Source organism: Chryseobacterium sp. JAH, from assembly GCF_001507335.1.
Classification (GTDB): Bacteria; Bacteroidota; Bacteroidia; order Flavobacteriales; family Weeksellaceae; genus Chryseobacterium.
Window position 1 is genome coordinate 325651 of record NZ_LMAH01000001.1, and the last position, 18695, is coordinate 344345.

At 35.2% G+C, this 18695-nt stretch carries 12 protein-coding genes; 3 read left to right on the forward strand and 9 right to left on the reverse strand.

The window, feature by feature from the left end; all coding sequences use genetic code 11:
* Positions 1-37 precede the first annotated feature (37 nt).
* From AR685_RS01560 to AR685_RS01600, 9 genes are all read right to left on the reverse strand, one after another.
* Complete coding sequence (locus AR685_RS01560; RefSeq protein WP_228376366.1) at positions 38-2815, reverse strand: multicopper oxidase domain-containing protein; 2778 nt, start codon at positions 2813-2815, stop codon at positions 38-40.
* A gap of 99 nt (positions 2816-2914) precedes the next feature.
* Positions 2915-3388, reverse strand: a complete 474-nt coding sequence (locus AR685_RS01565) for a DUF3347 domain-containing protein (protein WP_059123519.1) — start codon at positions 3386-3388, stop codon at positions 2915-2917.
* A 97-nt stretch (positions 3389-3485) separates the two neighbouring features.
* Positions 3486-3863, reverse strand: a complete 378-nt coding sequence (locus tag AR685_RS01570) for an HYC_CC_PP family protein (RefSeq protein WP_059123520.1) — start codon at positions 3861-3863, stop codon at positions 3486-3488.
* 134 nt (positions 3864-3997) lie between these two features.
* Entirely contained in the window at positions 3998-6202 is a 2205-nt protein-coding gene (locus tag AR685_RS01575; protein ID WP_047444108.1) for a TonB-dependent receptor plug domain-containing protein, read from the reverse strand.
* A 42-nt stretch (positions 6203-6244) separates the two neighbouring features.
* On the reverse strand, positions 6245-7054 hold the full coding sequence (gene kdsA, locus AR685_RS01580; RefSeq protein ID WP_059123521.1) for a 3-deoxy-8-phosphooctulonate synthase: 810 nt from the start codon (positions 7052-7054) through the stop codon (positions 6245-6247).
* Positions 7051-7917, reverse strand: coding sequence for a hypothetical protein (locus AR685_RS01585; RefSeq protein ID WP_059123522.1), 867 nt, complete (start codon positions 7915-7917; stop codon positions 7051-7053). The genes kdsA and AR685_RS01585 overlap by 4 nt, the downstream gene beginning before the upstream one ends.
* Positions 7914-8444, reverse strand: coding sequence for a DUF1697 domain-containing protein (locus AR685_RS01590; RefSeq protein ID WP_059123523.1), 531 nt, complete (start codon positions 8442-8444; stop codon positions 7914-7916). The genes AR685_RS01585 and AR685_RS01590 overlap by 4 nt, the downstream gene beginning before the upstream one ends.
* A 12-nt stretch (positions 8445-8456) precedes the next feature.
* Positions 8457-9947, reverse strand: a complete 1491-nt coding sequence (locus tag AR685_RS01595) for a hypothetical protein (protein ID WP_059123765.1) — start codon at positions 9945-9947, stop codon at positions 8457-8459.
* Positions 9948-10047: 100 nt separating this feature from the next.
* On the reverse strand, positions 10048-13533 hold the full coding sequence (locus AR685_RS01600; protein ID WP_059123524.1) for a DUF2723 domain-containing protein: 3486 nt from the start codon (positions 13531-13533) through the stop codon (positions 10048-10050).
* Between the two features lie 224 nt (positions 13534-13757).
* Between AR685_RS01600 and AR685_RS01605 the strand changes: the two genes are divergently transcribed.
* The 3 genes from AR685_RS01605 to AR685_RS01615 all read left to right on the forward strand — a co-directional run bounded on the left by AR685_RS01605 (position 13758) and on the right by AR685_RS01615 (position 18591).
* On the forward strand, positions 13758-14795 hold the full coding sequence (locus AR685_RS01605) for a PLP-dependent cysteine synthase family protein (protein WP_047444114.1): 1038 nt from the start codon (positions 13758-13760) through the stop codon (positions 14793-14795).
* A gap of 74 nt (positions 14796-14869) precedes the next feature.
* Positions 14870-16132 (forward strand): aminotransferase class I/II-fold pyridoxal phosphate-dependent enzyme, encoded by a 1263-nt coding sequence (locus tag AR685_RS01610; protein ID WP_059123525.1) that lies wholly within the window; start codon positions 14870-14872, stop codon positions 16130-16132.
* 266 nt (positions 16133-16398) lie between these two features.
* A complete protein-coding gene (locus AR685_RS01615) occupies positions 16399-18591 on the forward strand; it encodes a B12-binding domain-containing radical SAM protein (protein WP_059123526.1) in 2193 nt (730 codons plus the stop codon).
* Positions 18592-18695: the final 104 nt, after the last annotated feature.

Below are 18695 nucleotides of genomic sequence, written 5' to 3' on the forward strand. Positions count from 1 at the left end.
AAAAAGGCTGCTTCAAAATTAAAGCAACCTTTTGTAATTAGTAGGTCAGCGTAATTCCGCCTCCCCAGCCCATTTCATTGTCGTAATTTCCGGAAACAGATAACCATTTTTGCAAAATATATCTTACTCCCGAGGTAAATTCTCCGTCAGAATTGACACTGAAATTCCCTCTCAATCTTCTGGAAATCGGAATATCTTCTCGGCTTAACTCCAATAATACTTTACCATTTTGGTCAATACTTGCATCGGCTGTAATCAGCATCGGCAAAATATATTGAGCACCAACGATGAACGTTGCCTTACTTTTCGAAGCTTTTTGTTGTCCGAACCAGGTTTTCTTTCCATGAAAATCTTCTCCCATTTCTTCGGTCATTTTTCGCTCCATGATTTCATGATTTTTTTGAATCCTCAAACCTGCATAAGGAATCGCCCATTGGAATTTACCTAAAAACCGACCGACTTTAAAATTTCCGTCGAAATGATCAAACTCCCAATTCGAATGAAACTCATTCAGATTTGCCCATCTCGGTCCGAACATCGTCATCGTTTCTGCATGCAGTTTATTGCTGTGGAGATCGACCATCGCCATAGAACTGATCATTCTGTTGTCTCTTAAAAAGCTTTTCCAGGCCAATTTTCTGTTAGGTAACTGTGGATTGGGTTTAGAGTCTTCGTAACTGAAAATCCTTCCCATTCCGGCCATCATGTGATACAGGATATGACAGTGAAAAAACCAGTCACCATCCTGATTGGCTGCGAATTCAATCGTATTGGTTTCCATCGGCATAATATCTACGACATTTTTTAACGGCGAATATTCTCCTTTTGAATTGATCAGCCTGAAGTCGTGGCCGTGTAAATGCATCGGATGCCGCATCATCGAATTGTTGTACAGCGTAATGCGCAGAACTTCTCCTTTTTTCACTAAAATCTTATCTGTCTCTGTAACCGTTTTGTTATCTAGAGTCCACAGATAGTGATTCATATTTCCTTCCAGCGTAAATTTCATTTCACGAACATTTTCTTTAGGAAGAATCGTTTTTTCTGGAGATTTTAAAATATTGTATGATAATCTTTTGATGGTTTTCTCTTCTTCCAAATCCATTCCCGAATGTTGAGCATGATCTTCTTCTTTTTCTGATTTCTTTTCTTTGATCCCCATCATTTCATTCATGTGCTTCATTGTCATTTTTCTCTGACTTTCAGAAAGTTCAGGATACATCACTTCATTCATGTCCATCATCTGATTACCCATCACCATGTTCATTGGTTTCATATTTCCGCTCATCTTCATCATCCCGTTCATCATTTTCATTCCTTCAAAAAGCTTTAATCTCGGTAAGTTTGGAGCTTCATTTTTTTCTCCTGAACCTAACCACAGTGATGCATGACCAATTCTGTCTTCTGAAGTTGCACGGAATTCAAAACTTTTGTTTTCCGGAATGGTCACTTCGATATCATACGTTTCCGAAACGCCTACAATCAGACGATCTACTTCTACAGGGACAACATCATTTCCGTCATTTCCGACCACTTTTATTTTTCCGCCTCCAAAATTCAGCCAAAAATAAGTGGAAGATCCTCCATTGGCGACCCTCAATCGTACTTTATCTCCCGCTTTCAGATTTGAATATTCAGAATTTGGAAGTCCGTTGATCAGAAATTTATCGTAGTAGACATCGCTTACATCCATTGCCTCCATCCTCTTCCATTCATTGAGGGCTTTTGTTCTGAAGTTTCCGGATTTTATAGCTTCCCAATAACTTTGAACTGCATTTTTCTTAATCGCATACCAATCGGTATTTGCCATATGAAGCCTTCTTGCAATCTGCACGGGATCTTCATCACTCCATTCACCTAAAAGCACCGGAATTTCTTTTGTATATTCCGTTTTTGGCTCACCTTCTCGTTTATTGAAAACTAAAATTCCGTTCATCCCGATCTGCTCCTGCAAACCTTCATGTGAATGATACCAATAGGTTCCGTTCTGAGAAACTCTGAATTTATATAAATGAGTTTCTCCAGGCTCCACAGGTTTCGTCGTCAAATAGGGAACTCCGTCGTGTTCATTCGGTAAAATAACTCCGTGCCAATGGAAACCCGTATTTTCTTTCAGCATATTATGAAGATAAATCTCCGCAGTATCTCCTTCTGTGAAATATAAAGTCGGAGCCTGTAATTTCCCATTCACTGCAATTGCTCTATGATTTTCTCCAGTAAAATTCACAATCGTATCTTTCACATACAAATCATACCGAACTGTTTTTGCACCAAAAGTTACTTTTCCGTTTTCAGAATTTCTTTTTAAAACAGAATTTTTATGCGAAGGTTTAGACTCAGATTGAGCATGCTTTTCAACTTCCACTAAATCCATACTGCATTTTGGGCACCTTCCGGATTTATCTGAAATTACATCAGGATGCATCGGACAAGTGTAGCTTATTTTAGACTGAGTTTGAGTTTGAGGTTTTGAATATAAAATTGGTTTAACCCTAATAGTTTTAATTTCAGATTTCTTAGCAATTTTTACTTTTTTAACGTCAACTTTTCTCGCAATCTCAGGTTTAGCCTTAGTTTTGATTTTTATTTCTGATTTTGCTGTTGCTTTCGGTAAATTTTTTACTGATGGTTTTTCTGCAATCTTAGGCTTTATGACAACGGTTTTCTTTACCAAAGTCATTCCGCATTTAGGACAGTCACCGGCTTTGGATGCAATGACATCTTTATCCATCGGACATGTATAATATGTCTTAACGGATTGTGAAAAACTGAAAACAGAGAACAAAAGCATCAGAAACATTATTACTTTTTTCATAATATTTCAAAATTTTTTACAGCTGAGTAGCAATCTATCTATTAAAGCAGATTCTAATTAAATAAATTCAACTGTTTATTTTACAAACAAATACACTATTTATTTGATCTCTGATTTCACAGAACCACAAGAAAGCATAGAACTTCCGTAATAAGGATTGATGATTTTTTTCTCGTTGCTTAGCCAGCTTCCGTCAGCCATCGGGCAATACTGTACAAAAACCGGATTTGCTGAAATTTTAAACTGTTTTGTCAAAGCAATCATATTGTCTGAAAGATTAAAGAATGTCTCTCTTTGAACCGCAATATCACTGGCATTTGAAATTGCTGTTGCATCTTTTTTCAGAGTGTTCACATTCCCTTCAGAAAGAATTTTGTAATCAATTGCCGAAGCGGTTTTAATAAACTCTGTAGCTGCTTTAGAGGTTTTGTCGGCATTATCTGAAGCCAACGCATCTTTGATGGAGATATAATTTTGGTAAAGCTTCGATACCTGAGCATCAGATTTTAGCTGAGCAGAAACAGAAGCGATTGCAAATAAAGAAAATAGGGCTGTAATGATATATTTTTTCATTGTTTTAAAATTTTAGATTGAATAATAATTTGAAAATCGCATGATGCGACAAAGCGTGTCGTTCAATATGATATGAATATCAAACGACTAAGACATTCTAAATTCTAAAATTACAATGATTGATAAAGATTGGAACCGACCGCTTTTCCGGCGGAGCATTAATCTGGATTTGACTGAACTTTCTCAGTGAAAAGGATTTGTCTGTAAAGAAAAAATGATGTTTCTGAATCTCTGAAATGGTTTGCAGAAAATTAATTTTCAAAAAATCTGATTTTTGAGAATCATCAACCTTCACCAACTTTACTTCAGTTTTGCAACAGTCTCTTTTTTCCTTGGTTCCGCATTTACTACAGGTATCATCAGATTTTTGTGTCACTGAAACCAATTCTTTCATACAATAATGCATCTGAAAAACTGCTCCGGAAGAAAAACCGAAGTAGAATATCGAAAATAGTATGGCTAGAATCTTTTTCATTAACTAAAGCAAAGGTAAAAATATCCGCTGAATGATTGTTACAAAATTGTGTGATATTGTTATAAAATTAAGGATAATACAAAAGCTCCTAAAATTTCAGGAGCTTTTGTATATTTTTGATAAAAGTTCAAATTTTATTTAATCTTAAACTCCAGCTTCACATTGAAAAATCTTCCGGTTAAACGAACTGGAACCGGATACATTAAATTCGTATTGGCATCGGTAATCCACTGATTGGAAACAGTATTATTGATATTAAATGCATTAAACACCTGTACTCCTAAAGTCAATTCATCAAAATTACTCAAAAAACCATAACTCTGTTTCTTTTCTTTGGCATCTACAAATGCATAAGAAAGCCCTAAATCAACTCTCTTGTAAGAAGGTAGCGTTTTCTGGTACTGATAAGGATCTGTGAAAACTGGCGCCCCGTTGGGCAACCCCATGGCATACGTTAAAGTTAAGTTGACGCGCATTTGCGGAAATTTTGGCATATAATCCTGATAAAACATCGCAAATCTGAATCGCTGATCTGTAGGCCTTGGGATATCTCCTCTCCCATCTATATTTTCATAAACCCTTGCATAACTAGCAGAAAGCCACGAATCTACACCCGGAACAAATTCTCCGAACAAACGGGTATCAATTCCGTATGCATAACCTGAAGCATTATTTTTACCTGAATAACGGATTCTTACGTTATCCATGTAATAAGGAATCAGATTATCCATTTTTTTATAGTATGCCTCTGTGGTCAGCTTAAATGGGCGGTCATCAAACTCAAACTCAAAATCATTGGCAACAATTGCCTGAATAGATCGCTGAGATTTTATATTTTGATTGAAATTTCCATTTAAATCTTTAATTTCCTTGTAAAAAGGTGCCTGATAATAAATTCCTCCAGACACTCTGAATAACATGTCGGTATCCCATTCAGGCTTTATCGCAAACTGTGCTCGTGGCGAGAATATCGTTTCATCATTAAAACTCCAGTGTGCAACTCTTGCTCCGGCATTTACAAATATTTTGCTTGATCCCCAAAAAAACTTTTGTGAATACTGCGCATATGCCGACAGCCTGGTTGGCTCAATATGATTACTTCCTGCAATGCTGTAGTAAAGATCTAAATCTGAAGCATCTGGAAATCTTGGGTCATCTACAGGGTGTGGAATACTGTAACCTGAGGAATCAACTAACTTATACTCGTTGGTAAGATCTCTTAAATTTTCTTTTTCAAATTTAAAACCAACTTCTATATCCGTATTTACATTGGGTGAAAAACGTGTTCTAAACTGAGTTCCGTAAGTTCTTACAAAAAGATCATTTCTTGCATGCTCTATTTGTCCGCCAACATCATAGGACGTAATAGGATTACCTGTAATGGGATCAAATGTCTGCAAAATATAGCTTGAAGCAATTGTATAGTATTCTTTTTCTCTGTTCTGATACGCAAAACTATCTAAGGTAAATCTCCATTTATCAGACGGTTTATAGTTCATAGAAAATGTCCCCATCATATTTTTGTACTGATCATTTTCTTTACCGTTATAAAAAACAGAAAGATTGATGGGCTTCTGTAAAGATCCAAAATCTACAGAACGCTCTTTGGGATACATTTCATAGTCATTTTTTGAATAGTATCCAATAAAGGACATTGTGAACTTGTCATTAAAATGATAGTTAAGATACGTCTGAAAATCAAAATATTTGGGATTAAAATCAGTATCCTCATTCAGGGTATTGAGTACAAGATTTGTATTTCTGTATCGTCCTGAAAATAATGCGGTCAATTTATTGTTCTTTGAAGCTAAACCAGTTGTCAGTCTTCCACCAATTAAACTTGCCTCTCCTGAAAGTTCAAATTTTTCCGGCTCACGATAATAGATATTTAAAGCTGAAGACATTTTATCACCATATCTAGGTTCAAAACCTCCGGCAGAGAAGTTCACCGTAGAAACCATATCAGGGTTGATAATACTTAAACCTTCTTGCTGAGAATTTCTAATGAGAAAAGGTCTGTAGATCTCGATATCGTTGATATAGATAAGGTTTTCATCATAGTTTCCGCCACGCACCATATATTGCGAAGATAGCTCCGTATTTGAATTTACAGAAGGTAGAGTTTTGATAATGCCCTCAATACCACCAGAAATGCTTGCCACATTCTGAGCATCTTTTGCAGATATCTTTACTGTGGTAAGGTCATTCGTACTTCCGACTGTTTTTTTCTGGAAAACGACTTCCTCAATATCTGTGGTCCTTACCGTATCTCTTTTTTTTGTTTGAGAGAACACTAACATCGGAACCATAAGGCTCAGTGGTAAAACTAGTTTTTTCAAAAGAAATTATTTAGAATTCTAAAATTAAGTATTTTTTAACAATTACAAAATGGATTCTCTTACTCTTGTCAGTTTTTGTAACAAATCTTCTAATAAATCAAGTCGAAGCATGTTGGCACCATCAGATAGAGCGGTTTCCGGTGTAGGATGCGTTTCAATGAAAATCCCATCTGCGCCAACGGCAATTCCTGCTTTGGCAACAGTTTCTATCAGGTCCGGTCTTCCTCCTGTCACTCCTGAACTTTGATTGGGTTGCTGAAGAGAATGCGTAACATCCAAAATAACAGGAGCAAAAGCTCTCATCGTAGGAATTCCTCTGTAATCAACGATCAAATCGGTATATCCGAAAGAATTTCCTCTTTCAATGATTGCAACTTTTTGGTTGTCAGAATCTGTCACTTTCTGAACTGCAAACTTCATCGATTCAGGAGAAAGAAACTGTCCTTTTTTCAGTGAAACACATTTCCCTGTTTTTGCTGCAGCAACTAACAAGTCTGTCTGACGAACCAAAAATGCAGGAATCTGCAATACATCAACATATTGAGCTGCCAGAGCTGCATGCTCGTTTTCGTGAATATCTGTTGTCGTAGGAATGTTGAAAGTCTCCCCTACTTTTTTAAGAATTTCCAGAGATTTTCCTTCACCAATTGAAGTAAAAGAATCTACTCTGCTTCTGTTGGCTTTCTTAAAACTTCCTTTAAAAATGTATGGAATATTGTATTTATTGGTCAGCTCAATTACTTTTTCGGCAATTCTCAGAGCCATATCTTCACCTTCTATGATGCATGGTCCTGCAATTAAAAAAAAGTTTTTTGAATCTTTGTGTTGTATGTTATCTAAGTACTGAATCATAGGATTTTACTTTGTTTTTCTTTAATTATACTTTCTAATTGTTGAATATTTTTCTGATAACGGTCAATATTGGGTTCAGACTTTAATTCTTTCAGCCACTTTTGGGCAACATCCAAATTACCGTTATGTGCACTTAGTGCAATGGTATTGATTAACGCTTCTATTTTGTTATTTTGAGTTTTAAAGGATGAAATATTTTTTGATAAAAAATCATCAGCTTCCTTTACTTTATTTTGATTGACAAGTGAATAAATATATTCTTTTTTTATTAAATCGTCTGCTTTTCCTCTTTTCAGGACGTCATTTGAGATTTTTTCGGCTTCAGCAAATTTTCCTAAAGCGTTGTATGCAAAAGTCAGCTCGAAAAATAATTTTTGTGAATCGTATTTCTCATTATACAGCGTTTCCAGTTTAGGAAGTGCTATATTTGAAGCTCCTGCACCGTTGGCACTGCTTAATTTATTCACAAGAAGCTCTTTGGCAGGAAGTTTTGAAGCATAATATTTTAAAAAGTCTGGCACGACGGGAAGCCCAAACTGTTTTGTCACATTTTGAGATAAAACAGCAACTTTTAAACCTAGATTCTCCCAACGAACAATCATACTTCCAGATTGATTGGTATAAGAATCTACTTTGACAAAATTTCCTTCTACAATTTTAAAATCACCGTAATACTTGAATGAATATCCCGCAACATCGTCATAGTAAGGAACTCCAAAAATGTATTTAGTTTCCTGATCTTTTTTCGGTAAAGCTACGTAAGAATTTTCAGCATCAAAAAACGATGTGTCAAATTTCAATTCTGTTTGCGCATGGGTGATTACAGAGAATGACAGTACAAATGCAAATAAAAGTTTTTTCATACGTGAATTTTTTTCAAAATTTTCTCAAATGTATTGATATTTCTGCTGGTAAACTGATCTTTCATACTTTTCTTATCTAAAATTTTTCCGAATGTTGAATCTAAGGTATTTCCTTTCGGAACCTGCCAGTAGAAATTACTGTTGACTATTTTCGCATCTTCATTTTCTGTCTGTGAAGCGGTTTCAAATTCTTTTATCAGAATTTTCTCAATATTTTCATTCCCTATAAATGTGTAAACATGCAAACTGTCATTTTTATTAAACGGGTTTGAACTCCAAAAATTTTCGATTTCTCTCTGAGTTTTCACGAAAAGAAAAGCTTCATAACTGAAATAATCAGACATGGCTTTTTCAAGAATAATTTTGAGATCTTCTGCTTTTTGATCAGAAGAAAAAACAATATTTCCGGAAGCTAAAACTGAAACCACATCATGCATTCCTGCATTTTTGAACACTTCGCAGACTTCCACCATTTTCATGTTGGTTCCTTTTACATTCACTCCGCGTAAGAAAGCACAGTATTTCATGTTTTTATAGTTTTACAGTTTAATTTTCTCGTAGAGATTGTAATCAGTTCCCGAAGGTTTCAATTTATATATTTTATCAAGAATTTTATTATCGCTTTGTAAGTGATTTTTTATTCTAAATTCATTGAGTAATTTGTAATGAGTTTTATAATAGTAGGCATCTTTTCCATCGAATAGATTTTTGTATGAAAGAAGATATTTAGGCTTCCTTTTTTTAACGGTGTTAAGCCAATAATTAGGTTTATCGTTTTTGATTTCTGCCTGAATTTGTTTATCGACCAATCCTACTTCGTCAATGGTTTTTAAACCTGAAAAATAAGGAATATAGCCTGCGGGTTCAAGCAAAATCCATTGTTTTTTATCCTTTTCGTACATGTTTAGAAACAACCCGATTGATCTTCTGTAATTCCATTCACCATTTCCGGTTGCGATAGAATGTACCGTTTGGAAAGCCAGCATTGGCAAAATATAAAAAATAATCAATGCCGTAAGCCACCAGTTTCTTTTTACTTTCTGTTCTAAAATAAAGATCAAAACCGGAACGAAAAGCAGAATCTGCGGAATCCAATAATACCAGTCAAAAAGGCTTTTCTGTGAAAGAAAAATAATCTGTTTTATCCAGGCAAACAAGAAAATAATCCAAAGGAAGTAATTTCTTTGATCCCGCTGTCTAATTAAGAAAATAAAACACAGCAATTCAAAAACTGCAATTATAATCGTAAAGGGATTGAAATCTCCGGGAATTTTTAGCATTCCCCAGAAGTTACCATAATTTAATCTGAAGTATTCGAAATCCTGATTTAACGTGTAGACTCGGTCGTAAGCCAGTTTTTTGGCAACTATGGTATTATTTATAATCTCCCCAAAATAAAACCAGTTGAAAGCCAAAGCCGCAGAAACTCCTAAAATTCCACCTAGAATATAGACCCATTTTATTTTTCTGTTCCAAAAAGTATCAACCAAAAAGACAATTCCGAGGAAAATAACCGAATCGATTCTTGTGAATAAAACCAAGATTGGAAATACAATGAGTGCCCATTTTTTCTCTTTTCTGAAACCATAATAAAGCAAAGCCATTTCTAGAAAAAATAAAATTCCGTACTCCATTCCGAGTATTGAAATCTTGATGGATGGCGGTAATAGCCCAAAAAGAAAGATGAAAATTGCCTTATGCAAAGGATTTTTTAGTAATAAATGAGAAAGAAATAAACTACCAATGGTGAAAAGAACAGTGTTTATAACCAAAAGAGGTTCAATGAAGTTCTCTTTTCCAAAAATCAAATTAAAAAAATAAGAAACAAAAACGTAAAGATGCGTTGTAGAAGCCGAAATTTTAGTACCTCCGTTGAACCCAATCACCCCATAATCCAGTAAATTCTGGGCAACTCTCCAAGTGATAAAAGCGTCTTCCTGAATATGGTGCGTCAGGAGAAAATAGAGCTTTGCAATTACTGCAAATATGACTGCGTATAATGGAAGATTCTTGTTTGTATTCTCGGCCATCGCTTTTTTTTGTTGCACAAATATAATTCTATTATTCTTGAATATCAACATAAAAAAAACGGAACCGAAGTTCCGTTTTAAAGTATCTGCAAACAGTTTTTTACTGTGTAGCTTTGATAATTGCATTGGTAATCTGATCTTCTTTTTCTTTCGAATACATCGAATCAAAAGGTTGCATCACATCAAATAAGTACTGATAAAATGGCGTGATTCGCTGTACATTTTCAGACTCTTTCATCGCTTTTTCTTTCCCCATCTGCTGAAGATCTTTGATGAATACATTAAATTTCTTATCAATCGGCTCAATAGATTTCACCAAATAAGCATATGCTTTCTGATTCTGACCTATTTTCTTGTAAGCATCTGTAACAGCCGACACAACAAGAGAATATTCCATAGGTTTTGATCTCATCTGTCTTCCTACAAATCTTTGATCTGCTTTGCTTAAAGTAAGATAGTAATCATACTCCTCAAAAATTCCTTTCTTAAGAATCTCTGCTAATTTTAATGCCTTTTGCTCTTGTCCGGCCACGATGTAACCGTAAACCATTGAACTTAAAGAACGTGGGTCATTGTATTTCTCTGCAGGAATTTCTTTTGCTGCGATATCTAAAATTTCTAAAGCTTTAGCTTTCTGACCACTCAAGGCCAATGTTGCAGCAGCTCTGCTTGCGGAACTTCTATAGCTCATAATATTTGAAGTAGCTGTTTCGTCAAAATGAACGTTCAGATCTTTGAAGTTACCCCACTTAAAGTTTTTCACAACATTATACAAGGAGTTTGCATCTACTCTACCCATTTCTCCGTCACTGCTTCTTGGTGTACGAATTGGAACCAACCTGTAACTGAAACCGTCAAACTGAAGATACTCGTCTAAGAAGAAAATATTTTCGCTGTCATAAACTCCGCCTGAAGAGAAATTGATTGGTCTCTTCCAATCAAAGTTCGCTAAAATATCAAACATCATCAGGTTGTTTTTGTACAAGGTTCCTGATTTGTAATCAATCATAATTTGATCAACTGTATTTGGAAGATCAGCAGGATTGATAATTCCTGCTTTAACTGCATTTTGCTTATTTACAGGTAAAATAAATTTGTTTACAGGTAAGAAATTATACTTTTCATAACGGGCTTCACCAAAAATCATTTTTAAAACTTCATCTTTTTCCGGTGATTTTATTTTAAGGAAATTCACTGCCTCTTTTAAAGTCATCGAATCCTGAACAAGGTATTTTTCGAATGGCTTAATCATTTGCTCAGGAGCACCTGCTTCCTTTAAATTACTGATAACTCCCTTCCAATCATCTTTTTTCATCAGATAGATCTGATCATTTACACCATCTCTGTAATCATCGTGTGACAGTTGACTAGGAATAGGACTTGCATTGTAAGTTTTTCTTTTAACCTGATCAATGTTCCAAGGTGTTGAAAGAAGAGTGAAATTCACCACTTTCACATCATCACGGAATCTTTCAGTTTCCTGCATTGCCCAGACAGGATAAGTATCATTGTCACCATATACGAAGAGGATATCGTCTTTCGGTAGAGATTTTAACATTGAATATGAATAATCATATGCCGTATATCTTCCGCTTCTGTCGTGAACATTATAATTCTGGAAGCCCATCATTAAAGGGATTGCCATTAATACAACACCAAATCCTATGTTGGCAACATTAGATTTTACTTTTGACTGTAAGTACCAGAGAATTGCACCGGCTCCGAGCCCTATCCAAATAGCAAAGGCGTAAAAGGAACCAACTACTGCATAATCTCTTTCTCTCGGCTCGAAAGGTTTCATTCCGGTGTAGAAAACAATTCCCACACTGGTTAATATAAATAATGAAAGAAGTGCGTAAAATCTTCCAAAGTCTCTCATAAACTGGAAGTAACATCCGATTATTCCTAGCAATAATGGCAGAAAAAAGAATGCTACAGTACTTTCATTTTTAAATTTTGAAGGCATCGCATCCTGGCTTCCCCATAGGGTATTGTCAATTGCAGGAATTCCGGAAATCCAGTTCCCTCTTGTATTCTCACTGTTTCCTTCCAGGTCATTCTGTCTTCCTGCAAAGTTCCACAACAGATATCTGATAAAATAATATCCATTTTGGAATGTAATAAAATAATCCATATTCTGAGCCAAAGAAGGTCTTTGAACAGTAATCAGCTCATATGGTTTTACCTTTAAATAATCTGCCGGAGTAATTGTTTTATCTTCATATTTTCCTCTTAGTTCCTCAAAAATTTCTTTAGCCTGAGGATCATCTGCGATATTTTCGTTTGCATAATTAAACTGAAAATCCGGTGCGCCATACATCGACATATAATTCGCCATGACGTCTTTGTCTTCACTAAACATCCTTGGCATTAAGCTCACATACGCTGGGTTGAAAACGTAATTGAAACGCTCACTTGTCTTTAGATAAGTACCAGTTTTCTCATCTTTTTCAAAAACGTCACCGGTTTTTGTTGTTTTAAAACTTCCGTCCTCATTCTTTTCAATTCCGCTGTTATCCAAAAATGCAGTATAGTTTTGACCGTAAATTGTTGGCCAGTCACCATATTGCTCTCTATTATAATAATCAAGCATACCAATAGCGGTATCCGGATCATTTAAGTTCATTGGCGGATTAGCATTGGCTCTGATCGGAATTACCATCCAGCAAGAGAAACCAATCATCATATAGACAACAGATAAGGCAATCGTCTGGTAAATATTTTTCTTTGCCTGTCTCGCATATTTCAGAATAAAATAGCAGATAGCCACCAAAATAATGAAACCTGCAATCGTTCCCGAATGGAAAGGAAGACCTATACCATTAACAAAGAATATTTCAAGTTTTCCAAATAATGACATGATTACCGGGAAAATAATTTTGAAAACAATAATTAAGATCCCTAGTGTAATTGCATTAGCCCAAAAGAAATTCTTCCAGGTAAATTCATAGTTTCTTGCGTAATATACTAAGCAGACTGCAGGAATTGCCAACATACACATCATGTGAACACCCACAGAAAGACCTACAATAAAGAAGATTAAAATGATCCATCGCTCATTGTCTGACTCCTTGTATTCGTTTTCCCACTTTGTGATCAACCAAACTAGAATGGCAATAAATAACGAAGCCATTGAGTAAACCTCGCCTTCTACTGCGGAAAACCAGAACGTATCTGACCATGTAAAACACAGAGAACCAATAACACCGGCAAAAAGAATAGCAATTTCCTGATGTTTGGTTACTTCTTCAAAATCTTTGTTAAGAAGTCTTCTTACAAAATGGGTAATCGTCCAGAACAAAAACAGAATCGTAAATGCGCTGAATAATGCAGACATCGCGTTGATTACCAAAGAATAATTTTCACCGTTTCCAAACGCAAAAATGGCAGCAACAGCACCTACAATCTGGAACAAAGCTGCTCCCGGCGCGTGTGTTACTTCTAATTTTACGGCTGAAGAAATGTACTCACCACAATCCCAAAAACTGAAGTTGGGTTCTATTGTTGAAAGGTACGTGAAAAATGCAATGACGAAAATCACCCATCCGAGAAGGGTGTTCCATTGCCTAAAAGTCCAGTTTTTCATAGTATAAAATCAATTATTGCGAAAATAAGGTTTTTACTTCATTTTAAATTGATTTTAACAAAATTTAAAAGATTGGCTTACTTTTTGAGAATGTTTCGAGGCTGTATCAAGAAGTATAAAAACAGATAATTATACTTTCAACACTTATAATTTCTGAAAAGTTTAAAAATTATTTATTTTTTTGTATTTTTGCGGTCAGATTTTTATTTGAAAAATAACAAATAATGAGTAATGTTTACGATAATATTCTTGGCTTGATTGGGAACACCCCTTTAGTAAAACTTAATACGGTAACTAAAGAGATTCCTGCAAAAGTTTATGCCAAGTTAGAATCATATAATCCTGGACATTCCACAAAAGATAGAATCGCACTTCATATTATTGAAAACGCTGAGAAAAAAGGTTTATTAAAGGAAGATTCTGTAGTTGTAGAGACGACTTCCGGAAATACAGGTTTTTCACTTGCGATGGTTTGCATCATCAAAGGATACAAATGTATTCTTGCAGTAAGTGACAAAACAAAAGCTGAAAAAATAGCTTATCTTAAAGCTCTTGGTGCTACAGTATATATATGTCCTGCGAATGTACCTGCGAATGACCCGAGATCATATTATGAAGTAGCAAAAAGAATTGCTGCAGAAACCCCAAATTCTGTTTATATCAATCAGTATTTCAACGAATTGAATGTTGATGCCCACTATCAGACCACAGGTCCTGAAATTTGGGAACAGACAGAAGGTAAAATTACTCACCTTTTCGCGTGTACAGGAACTGGCGGAACATTATCAGGTTCGGCAAAATTCTTAAAAGAAAAAAATCCAAATATTAAAATCATCGGTGTAGATGCTGACGGATCTATTTTGAAAAGCTACCACGAAACCGGAGAAATTCATAAAGAAGATGTGCATCCTTACCAGATTGAAGGTATGGGAAAAAACTTAATTCCTTCTGCCCTTCTTTTTGATAAAGTAGATGAGTTTGTGAGAGTAAACGACGAAATGTCTGCATACAGAACCCGTGAGATTGCTTTAAAAGAAGCCATCATGGGCGGTTACACAACAGGAGCTGTCACGCAGGGACTAATGCAGTATGCGCAGTCTCATGAACTGACTGAAAATGATTTTGTTGTGATGATTTATCCAGACCACGGTTCAAGATACATTACAAAAGTGTACAGCGACAAATGGATGGAAGAACAAGGATTCATCAACAACTGTTTCCACAATTATGATGAAGTTTTCAAAACAGAATTCATCAAATAATAAGAATTAATAAATACAAATCAAGCCTTTTCGTAAATCACAAAAGGCTTTTTTACATAAAACATACTCATACAATGGTAGATATTTTTGATAGAATAAAACAAAATCCTGGACCGCTAGGTCAGTTTGCAGATTACGCAGAAGGATATTTTGTATTCCCAAAATTGGAAGGTCCGATTGGTCCGAGAATGAAATTTCAAGGTAAAGATGTAATTTTCTGGAGTGCCAATGATTATTTAGGATTGTGTAACCATCCGGAAGTTTTGGAAGCCGATGCAAAAGCTGCAGCAGAATTCGGAATGTTTTATCCGATGGGTGCAAGAGCAATGTCTGGGGAAACTCAACAACATCAGCAACTAGAAAAAGAATTGGCAGAATTTACTCAAAAAGATGCTGCTTATTTATTAAATTTCGGTTACCAGGGAATGGTTTCTTGTATCGATGCATTGGTGACAAGACATGACGTTATCGTTTATGACGCAGATTCTCACGCTTGTATCGTTGACGGAGTACGTCTTCACATGGGAAAAAGTTTTACTTTCAAACATAATGATATTGAGAGCTTAGAAAAAAACTTAGCACGAGCAACTAAAGTTGCTGAGGAAAACGGCGGAGGAATCTTAGTGATTACTGAAGGAGTTTTCGGAATGAGAGGAATGCAGGGTAAACTTAAAGAAATTTGTGATTTAAAATCTAAATTCAATTTCAGACTTTTGGTTGATGACGCACACGGTTTCGGAACTTTAGGTAAAACTGGAGCAGGAGCTGGTGAAGAGCAAGGATGTCAGGATCAGATTGATGTTTACTTCTCAACTTTTGCTAAATCAATGGCTGGTTTCGGAGCATTTCTTTCAGGAGATGAAACAATTATTAGATTCTTGAAATACAATCTTCGTTCTCAGATTTTTGCTAAATCTTTGACAATGCCAATGGTAATCGGAGGATTAAAAAGATTGGAATTACTAAGAACCCGTCCCGAAATTAAAGATAAATTGTGGGAAAACGTAGATAAACTTCAAAACGGATTAAAAGAAAGAGGTTTCAACCTTGGAAATACCAATACTTGTGTGACACCGGTTTTCATTCAGGGAACTACGATTGAAGCAACGCTTTTAGCGAAAGATTTGAGGGAAAATTATGGAGTATTCACATCAGTAGTTGTATACCCGGTAATTCCAAAAGGAATGATTTTGTTGAGATTAATCCCTACTGCTTCTCATACGGATTCAGAAATTAACGAAACTTTGGCGGCTTTCGAAGGCATCAAAGAAAAATTAGAATCAGGAGTTTATGCCGAAATGGAAAAACAAATGAATATCGAGTACAAACAAATGTAATTTCGATTTTTCAAATTAAATATAATTAGAACCGCTAGAATTTTTCTTGCGGTTTTTTTGTGAAATTTCGAAGATCAAGATTTATAATTAAGAAGTTTAGATTAATTTAATTAATTTTCACCAAATAAATGTAACTCCTAAAAATACCTTACTACTTATTGTTGCACTGCAATAATTGTGAAACACAATCGTTGATATTTTTTTTAAATCAGTCAAAAACTTTCTTTCTTTTCCATTTAAACCCATAAATTTGCAAAAAATTACTTTTGAAAGATCTTCTTCTTATAACTCCACCTTTCACGCAACTCAATACTCCGTATCCGGCGACAGCTTATATCAAAGGTTTTCTGAATACCAAAAATATTTCAAGCTATCAGATCGATTTGGGGATTGAAGTGATTTTGGTATTGTTTTCAAAAGAAGGAATTCAAAAGATTTTCGCAAAATCAATTGACTTAAAAAATACTTCCGAAAACTCTCGGAGAATTTTTGCTTTAAGAGATGAATATATTAAAACCATCGATCAGGTTATTCTATTTTTACAGAATAGAAATCCCACTTTAGCAAGACAAATTTGTTCGATGAATTTTCTGCCAGAAGCTTCCCGTTTCAATCAACTGGATGATATGGAATTTGCTTTCGGAAATATGGGTTTACAGGACAAGGCTAAACACCTGGCTACTTTATATTTAGAAGATCTATCTGATTATATAATTGAACACGTTGATTCTGATTTTGGCTTTAGTAGATACGCCGAAAGATTAGGAAAGTCTGCCAATTCATTTGACGAATTATATTTAAAATTAAATTCAGATCAGACTTTTATCGATGGTCTTACTTTAAAAATTCTTCACGAAAAACTAGAACTAGTTCAGCCAAAATTGGTTTGTTTTTCAGTACCGTTTCCCGGAAATTTATATTCTGCTTTTCGATCTGCAAAATTTATTAAGGAAAATTATCCTCACATTAAAATTGCAATGGGCGGCGGGTTTCCGAACACTGAGCTGCGGGAAGTAAAAGACAGAAGAGTTTTTGAATTTTTTGATTTTATCACTTTAGATGACGGAGAAGTTCCTCTTGAACTGGTCTACGAAAATATTTTTCAGACTGAGCCTATCGAAACCTTTTACAAACGCACTTTTTTAATTGAAAATGAAGAAGTTATCTACAAAAATAATTCAACGAAACATGATTATAAACAGGCACAGGTTGGAACACCTGATTACACTGATTTACAGTTAGATCAATATATTTCTGTCATTGAAATTGCCAACCCGATGCACAGTTTGTGGAGCGACGGACGATGGAACAAACTCACAATGGCGCACGGTTGCTATTGGGGAAAATGTACTTTCTGTGATATTTCCTTAGATTACATTAAAATTTACGAACCCATTTCTGCCAGAATTTTGGTTGACAGAATGGAGGAATTGATTGCAACAACTGGCGAAACCGGATTTCATTTTGTGGACGAAGCGGCACCTCCGGCTTTGATGCGTGAAGTTGCTTTGGAAATTTTGAGAAGAAATCTTGTAGTAACATGGTGGACGAATATCAGATTTGAAAAAAGTTTTACCAAAGATTTATGTTTTCTCTTAAAACTTTCTGGTTGCGTTGCAGTTTCCGGTGGATTGGAAGTGGCGAGTGACCGATTGCTAAAATTAATTGATAAAGGAATTTCTGTTGAACAGGTTGCTCAGGTAACAAGAAATTTCACTGAAGCTGGAGTCATGATTCATGCGTATCTGATGTACGGCTACCCGACACAGACGATTCAGGAAACGGTGGATTCTCTGGAAATGGTTCGCCAGCTTTTCGAAATGGGAATTTTGCAGAGTGCATTTTGGCATCAGTTTGCCATGACTGCCCATTCACCTGTCGGATTGAATCCTGAAGAATTTGGAGTAACACCGATCAAACAGGAAATTTTGTTCGCCAATAATGATATAGACTTTACAGACAAAACCGGAATCGATCACAGCAAATTTAGTTTTGGTTTGAAGAAATCTCTGTTTAATTATATGCACGGAATTAATTTTGAATTACCGTTGCAAAATTGGTTTGATTTTAAAATTCCGAAAACAACAATTCATCCTGATTACATTCACGATTCACTCTTGGAAGAAGAGAATTTTTCATTCAAACCCAATGCAAAAATAGTTTTCCTGGAAAAAAACGTAATCGCTGAGAATTACATAAAAACAAAAAAGCAAAACTCATGGCCGTACACAAGAATTACGTTCCATTTAAAAACCAATATTATTTCTTTAGATTTTGAACAGGAAAAAGGAGAATGGCTAATCAAAATTTTACAGGAGAATTCTTTTGAGAATCCGAAACGGATTACTTTACAACAATTGAAAAATAATTTTGAAAATAGCTTTGAAGATTTTGAATTGTTCTGGTTTTCAAAACCGATGCAACAACTGAAAGAAAACGGAGTGATTTTGAGTCTGTAAGCTTTCGAATAACAAACTAGTTTTAAATAAAATTTACATAAGATAAAAATCCTGGAAATTATTTTTTCAGGATTTTTGATTTTTGGCTAAAGCTTATAGAATTT

Coding starts and splice junctions, on each gene's coding strand:
- AR685_RS01560 (WP_228376366.1), bottom strand. CDS start 2,815: ATGAAAAAAGTAATAATGTTTCTGATGCTTTTGTTCTCTGTTTTCAGT.
- AR685_RS01565 (WP_059123519.1), bottom strand. CDS start 3,388: ATGAAAAAATATATCATTACAGCCCTATTTTCTTTATTTGCAATCGCT.
- AR685_RS01570 (WP_059123520.1), bottom strand. CDS start 3,863: ATGAAAAAGATTCTAGCCATACTATTTTCGATATTCTACTTCGGTTTT.
- kdsA (WP_059123521.1), bottom strand. CDS start 7,054: ATGATTCAGTACTTAGATAACATACAACACAAAGATTCAAAAAACTTT.
- AR685_RS01585 (WP_059123522.1), bottom strand. CDS start 7,917: ATGAAAAAACTTTTATTTGCATTTGTACTGTCATTCTCTGTAATCACC.
- AR685_RS01590 (WP_059123523.1), bottom strand. CDS start 8,444: ATGAAATACTGTGCTTTCTTACGCGGAGTGAATGTAAAAGGAACCAAC.
- AR685_RS01595 (WP_059123765.1), bottom strand. CDS start 9,947: ATGGCCGAGAATACAAACAAGAATCTTCCATTATACGCAGTCATATTT.
- AR685_RS01600 (WP_059123524.1), bottom strand. CDS start 13,533: ATGAAAAACTGGACTTTTAGGCAATGGAACACCCTTCTCGGATGGGTG.
- AR685_RS01605 (WP_047444114.1), top strand. CDS start 13,758: ATGAGTAATGTTTACGATAATATTCTTGGCTTGATTGGGAACACCCCT.
- AR685_RS01610 (WP_059123525.1), top strand. CDS start 14,870: ATGGTAGATATTTTTGATAGAATAAAACAAAATCCTGGACCGCTAGGT.